The sequence below is a fragment of the Streptomyces sp. NPDC044061 genome (assembly GCF_056434305.1).
This window is the reverse complement of sequence record NZ_JBWKFL010000046.1, coordinates 1-5,486: the sequence shown is the minus strand read 5'-3', so window position 1 is coordinate 5,486 and position 5,486 is coordinate 1. Positions and strand designations below refer to the sequence as shown.

Genomic DNA, 5,486 nt, shown 5'->3' with positions numbered 1-5,486 from the left:
ACACCTTACAACCACCCCCCCCCCCCCCCCCCCCCCCCCCCCCCTCCCCCCCCCCCCCCCCCCCCCCCCCCCCCCCCCGCCGTCATGAACCGGTGTCCGCGACCGCGTGCGCGGCCGGGTTGCCGGGCTCGGCCCCGAAGCAGCTCCTCCGGACTCAGCCCTGAAGCAGCTTCTTCACCACGGCGGCGACGCGGCCGCCCTCGGCCTGGCCGGCCACCTTCGGATTGACGATCTTCATCACGGCGCCCATGGCCCGCGGCCCCTCGGCGCCGGCCGCCTTCGCCTCCTCGACGGCCTGGGCGACGATCGCGTTCAGCTCCTCGTCGGACAGCTGCTTGGGCAGGTACGCGGCGAGAACCTCGCCCTCCGCCTTCTCCCGCTCGGCCGACTCCGCACGACCACCCTGCGCGAAGGCATCGGCCGCCTCACGGCGCTTCTTGGCCTCCTTGGTGATCACCTTGAGGACCTCGTCGTCGGAGAGCTGCCGCTTCTCCTTGCCCGCGACCTCCTCCTTGGTGATCGCGGCGAGCGTCAGCCGGAGCGTCGAGGAGCGGAGCTCGTCGCGCTCCTTGATCGCGGCGTTGAGGTCGTCCTGCAGCTTCGACTTGAGCGTGGTGGTCATGGGGTCGATTGTCGCAGGTGCCCCACCGCGAACGCCCACTCATTTAGGGGCCGGCCGTCTTTGCGGGCTACCGGGGTCTGACACGATGGTCGTATGCGCGCGCGATACGGAGTACCCCTGGGAATCATGGCGGCAGGCGCCGCCGGGCTGGCGTACGCGGCGGGCTTCGAGGCCCGCTCCTTCCGCCTCCGACGAGTGACGGTCCCGGTCCTCCCGCCGGGCATGCGCCCGCTGCGCGTGCTCCAGGTCTCCGACATCCACATGGTCGGCGGTCAGCGCAAGAAGCAGCGCTGGCTGCAGTCACTGGCGGGCCTGCGCCCCGACTTCGTGATCAACACCGGCGACAACCTCTCGGACCCCGAGGGCGTCCCCGAGGTCCTCGACGCGCTGGACCCGCTGATGGAGTTCCCGGGCGCGTACGTCTTCGGCTCCAACGACTACTACGGCCCGAGGCTCCGCAACCCCGCCCGCTACCTGCTGGAGAAGACCAGCGGCCGGCACGGCCTGAACGGCAACCCGCCGGCGGTGGGCGTGATCCACAACCCCTGGGAGGACCTCAGGGACGGCTTCGACTCGGCGGGCTGGCTGAACCTGACGAACACCCGGGCCGTTCTGAAGGTCGAGGGCGCGTCGATCGAACTGGCCGGACTGGACGACCCCCACATCAAGCGCGACCGTTACGCGCGCATCGCCGGCGGCCCCTCGGGCACGAACGACTTCTCGATGGGCGTCGTCCACGCCCCCTACCTGCGGGTCCTGGACTCCTTCGCGGCGGACGACTACCCCCTGATCCTGGCCGGCCATACCCACGGCGGCCAGCTGTGCATCCCCTTCTACGGCGCCCTGGTCACCAACTGCGACCTGGACACGGACCGGGTGAAGGGCCTGTCCACGCACACGGCGGAAGGCCGCACCTCCTACCTCCACGTCTCGGCAGGCTGCGGCACGAACCGCTACACCCCGGTACGGTTCGCGTGCCCGCCCGAGGCGACGTTGCTGACGTTGGTGGAGCGGGAGTAGAGGGGCTGCCGGGGTCGAGCGGGGCTGCTGCGGGCCGAAGGCACGGGCAGCGACCGGCTCACCCCAGGCATTAACCCGCCTGGAGTGCCCTATATGGTCCCATTCGCCCCTTTTGCCTAGCGTGAGGGGCATGACCGCTCCGATACCCAGGGACATCCCGGACCTGCCCGCGGTCCCGGGCCCGCCCCTCCTGTTGCCCGCCCCGGTGCCGGCCACGGCGGTGGTGGCCCCGGTCCGTCGCCCCGCGGCGGCGGTGTTCCGCCTCCTGACCGCGCTGGCCGCGGCGGCAGGCGTCGCCCTGGAACTCCTCCTGGGCAGCCCCGCCCGGATCCTGAGCTACTTCAGCGTCCAGACGGACATCATGGTGGCGGCGGTGATGTTCCTGTCGGCATCCAGGGCCTGGCGTGCCCGCCGCCCGCTGCCGTCCTCCGTGACAGGCGCCACACTTCTCTACGCCGCGATCGCGGCGCTGGTCTACCACCTGCTCCTGGCCCACACGACGCCCCCGTTCTCCATGACGGACGCGACCGCGCCCCCCGCGCGCTGGCACGCCCAGTGGGCGGCCCTGCAACTGCTCCACACGGTGGTCCCCGCTGCGGTCGTCGCGGACTGGCTGCTCCTCACCCCGGCGGCCCGCCTGCACCTCCGCCAGGCAGCGGCCTGGCTCGTCTACCCCCTGGTCTACCTGGCCTTCTACCTCACCCGAGCGGCACTCCTCCCCCCATCCACCCCCGCCCGCTACCTCTACCCCTTCCTCGACGCGGACGCCCACGGCTACCGCAGCACCCTCGCGAACGCCCTCCTCACGGGTCTCGCGATCTACGCCCTGGCGATCCTCCTGATCGCCCTGGACCACACCCGCCCGACCCCGTCCCGCCGCCGCGTCTAAACCGGATTTCGTCTCCGGCCACCGGTGGGCTAAAGTAAACGTCGTCGCCGCGACAAGCAGCGACATCGGGGTGTAGCGCAGCTTGGCAGCGCGCTTCGTTCGGGACGAAGAGGTCGTGGGTTCAAATCCCGCCACCCCGACGCTGGTCAGAGACCGGTGGGTATTTACCCACCGGTCTCTGTCGTGCTTGGCGGCCAAACGAAGTTGATCAGAGGTCCCCGATGTCAGGACGCGGGTTCGTCCACATGGGGTCCCTGTCCACTGGCCGCCCGAGCGTTCGGACCGAGTCGCGCAAGCGAGGACTTGTCTGGAGGCGGACAGCATGGACCAGAGCGGCGCGAGCGTGCTCTACTGGTCGGCGCAGTTCCAGCCACGCTTCCTGTCCGGTCTGGCCACCCTGGATCGCCCAGTCGGCGCGCCACAACGTCTCATCAAGGGCGTAGGCCGCGTCTACGACCGGTTTGGTGCAGACGAACGACACCTCAGTCAGTGCCTGATTCCATGAGGCCCAGGCCAGGTCAGGAGTCTCGCCCCGGCGCGTACGCGCCATGGAGTCGTAGAGCAAGGCAAACTCGTCCATCAAGCGACGGCAGGCAGCCAACTGTGTCTGGCGGGTCCACTGGCGATCTCCGGTTCGAGCGGTAAGCCCGGCGCCGAGCAGGACGCCGATGAGCGCAAAGCCGCTGCTGAGCAATGCTGAGACCACTTGTGCGATGCTCCGATCCACGCCCAACGGACCGAGGGCGTTCCCTGCCGACTCACGAGAGCGTTGTGCCCTGAGGAATTCATCCCCGCCGACGGTCAGACGCCGTGCTGCCGCGTAGGTGAAAGTGACCCCGCTGCCGTTCGGACCCAAGTCATCGAGACGGAACCAACCGGCAGCAGAACCCACCCTCGGTGGCCTTTCCGCCTGAGTGGGACGCAGCTTCTCAGGCCACCGCGTCTCCCTCAGCGTCAGCAAAGACCTCGTCCATTGCTTCGGAGTTGGTCCGCCTGCTCCTATTGGTCTTCCTCTCGCCGTGCTTGCGCACCGAGCGCCATACCGCGACGTGCGGCGGGATGCCGCCCTTCGTCTCCAGGAAGACGTCCCGGGTAAGGGGACGTGCCTCCTCCGTGCGGACGCCGCTCAGGAGCGACGGCACCAGGTAGGCGTACCGCCGTGAGCCTCGCACTGCGGCGAGCACGGCTTTGGCCTGCTCCACGTTGAGCGCCCTACTCGGCCGGCCGGCGCCCCTCCGGTGCGGTGACGAGCAACATTCCGGATGTCTCGCAGCTCGGGCACCTGGACCTCGGTCCTCAACTCACGCGCCGGGATCCAGCCGGTGGGCGAGGTCGTGGGCGGTGGCGCCGGTGAGGTCCCCGACGGCCCCGACGATCTCGAAACGGCCGCCGGTGATCGACGAGGCCACGTAGGGGTTGCCCCAGAGCCTGCCGTCGATGACGATGGCCAATCCGTTGCGCGGGGCCGGTGCCGCCGCGATGGAGCCGGTGAGGGCGGCGAAACGGGTCCGGTCGGCGGGGCTGAGGGTCACCTCGACCTGCCAGGCGCCGTCGATGGTGCTCCTCTCGGCCTTCGCGGAGGCGACACGGACGTCGGTCATGCCCCTGGCCCGGTCGGCGTGGACGCAGGACGCCGGTTGGGTCGCGGTCGCGGGCATGGTGTAGCCGCCGCTGCCATGGGTGCAGGCGTGCTCCGTGGAGGAGGTGACCGGCAGGATGGAGACCGGGACCGCCTTCCCGGTGTTCCCGGTGCCGCCCCCTGCGGCGGGCTGAACCACGTGCGCGCCGGGGGTCGCGCCGTGCGCGACGGCCACCCAGGCGGTGGCGACCACGGCGGCGCCGGCGATGCCGAGCCCGGCGCGGGCCAGCCGCTGCCTCCGCCGGGCGACCCGCAACGCGCCGTCGGCCAGGCCGACCAGATGGGCACCGGCGGCATCACCGCCGTTCTCCCGGACATGGGCGTGCAAGGCATCGTGCAGCGACGTTTCGTGCGGCGGGTGTTCGGTCGAGTCGTTCATGCGATGACGCCCCTTCCGGAGGCAGTGGAGGAGGCCGACGGCCCTGCCTCGGCCAAGGTGGTGCGAAGAGAGGCGAGGGCCTTGTGGGTCTGGCTGCGGACCGTCCCCTGGGCGACGCCCAGAATCGCGGCGATCTCGCTGTCCGGCCGGTCCTCGAAGTAGCGCAGCACGATCACCGCGCGCTGGCGCTTGGGCAGCCGCCGCAGCGCGGCCATGATGTCCTGCCGCTGGACCACGGTGTCGGCCCAGTCGGCGACCTGCCCGGACGGCTGGTCCGGCAGGGTGTCGGTGACCGTCTCCCGTCCCCAGCTGAGCAGTCGGAAGCGGTCCACCTGTGCGTGGTAGATCGCCCTGCGTACATAGATCTCCGGCTGCTCCCGGTCGCGCAGCTGGGACCAACGCCGAGCGGTGGAGGCCAGCGCGGTCTGGAGCAGGTCCCGGCCCTGCTCCCAGTCCCCGGTCAGCAGGTAGGCCGTGTGCAACAGCGATCTCGACCGCGCCGCCACGAACTCGCGGAACTGGCGTTCCTCGTCGGCGTTCAATGTGCCCTCCCTCGTTCCCCTGTAAAGACGGGTACGGAAGAGGGTTCGACTGCCCTGCCGGTCGGACTTTCTCGACCACGACGCCGCCAGGCTCCTCGTCGTGAGCGTCGGGGGGCACGCGGCGGCCCAGCAACTCGCCCGTGCGACTGCAGAGCGCGTCACAAGGTGAGTTGCACGCGCCTGGACCGAGGCCGTGGCCGCCGGCCGCGTCTTCGGTGAGTGTCCAACCGCGCGACGACGCCGACGGACAGCGGCGGACGAATGGGAGGGGGCGGCGCCGGAAACCTCCGGCGCCGCCCCCTCCCGGTGGTTGTCTCCGTGGTCCGGAAACCAACACGGAGCGCCCGAACATGGGGTGGTCCCCCCAATTCTCGACGCTCACAGAAGACCCGCCT

At 70.6% G+C, this 5,486-nt stretch carries 7 protein-coding genes and 1 tRNA gene; 4 read left to right on the top strand and 4 right to left on the bottom strand.

The window, feature by feature from the left end; translation table 11 throughout:
• Positions 1–154: 154 nt before the first annotated feature.
• A complete protein-coding gene (locus tag AC07CM_RS41725) occupies positions 155–622 on the bottom strand; it encodes a GatB/YqeY domain-containing protein (protein WP_478881762.1) in 468 nt (155 codons plus the stop codon).
• A gap of 93 nt (positions 623–715) precedes the next feature.
• Between AC07CM_RS41725 and AC07CM_RS41720 the strand changes: the two genes are divergently transcribed.
• The 4 genes from AC07CM_RS41720 (at position 716) to AC07CM_RS41705 (ending at position 3,036) form a co-directional block, all read left to right on the top strand.
• Positions 716–1,642 (top strand): metallophosphoesterase, encoded by a 927-nt coding sequence (locus AC07CM_RS41720; RefSeq protein WP_478881761.1) that lies wholly within the window; start codon positions 716–718, stop codon positions 1,640–1,642.
• 130 nt (positions 1,643–1,772) lie between these two features.
• Positions 1,773–2,531 (top strand): Pr6Pr family membrane protein, encoded by a 759-nt coding sequence (locus AC07CM_RS41715; RefSeq protein ID WP_478881760.1) that lies wholly within the window; start codon positions 1,773–1,775, stop codon positions 2,529–2,531.
• A 66-nt stretch (positions 2,532–2,597) separates the two neighbouring features.
• A tRNA-Pro gene (locus AC07CM_RS41710) sits at positions 2,598–2,671 on the top strand.
• 182 nt (positions 2,672–2,853) lie between these two features.
• Positions 2,854–3,036: a hypothetical protein gene (locus AC07CM_RS41705; RefSeq protein WP_478881759.1), complete on the top strand. Its 183-nt coding sequence runs from the start codon at positions 2,854–2,856 to the stop codon at positions 3,034–3,036.
• Positions 3,037–3,460: 424 nt separating this feature from the next.
• On the opposite strand, the gene AC07CM_RS41700 is transcribed toward AC07CM_RS41705, so the two are convergent.
• The 3 genes from AC07CM_RS41700 to AC07CM_RS41690 all read right to left on the bottom strand — a co-directional run bounded on the left by AC07CM_RS41700 (position 3,461) and on the right by AC07CM_RS41690 (position 5,091).
• Complete coding sequence (locus tag AC07CM_RS41700) at positions 3,461–3,733, bottom strand: hypothetical protein (protein WP_478881758.1); 273 nt, start codon at positions 3,731–3,733, stop codon at positions 3,461–3,463.
• Between the two features lie 99 nt (positions 3,734–3,832).
• Positions 3,833–4,549 (bottom strand): SecDF P1 head subdomain-containing protein, encoded by a 717-nt coding sequence (locus tag AC07CM_RS41695; protein WP_478881757.1) that lies wholly within the window; start codon positions 4,547–4,549, stop codon positions 3,833–3,835.
• The gene (locus tag AC07CM_RS41690; RefSeq protein ID WP_478881756.1) at positions 4,546–5,091 is read right to left on the bottom strand and encodes a SigE family RNA polymerase sigma factor; all 546 of its coding nucleotides are present in this window, start codon (positions 5,089–5,091) and stop codon (positions 4,546–4,548) included. The genes AC07CM_RS41695 and AC07CM_RS41690 overlap by 4 nt, the downstream gene beginning before the upstream one ends.
• Positions 5,092–5,486: the final 395 nt, after the last annotated feature.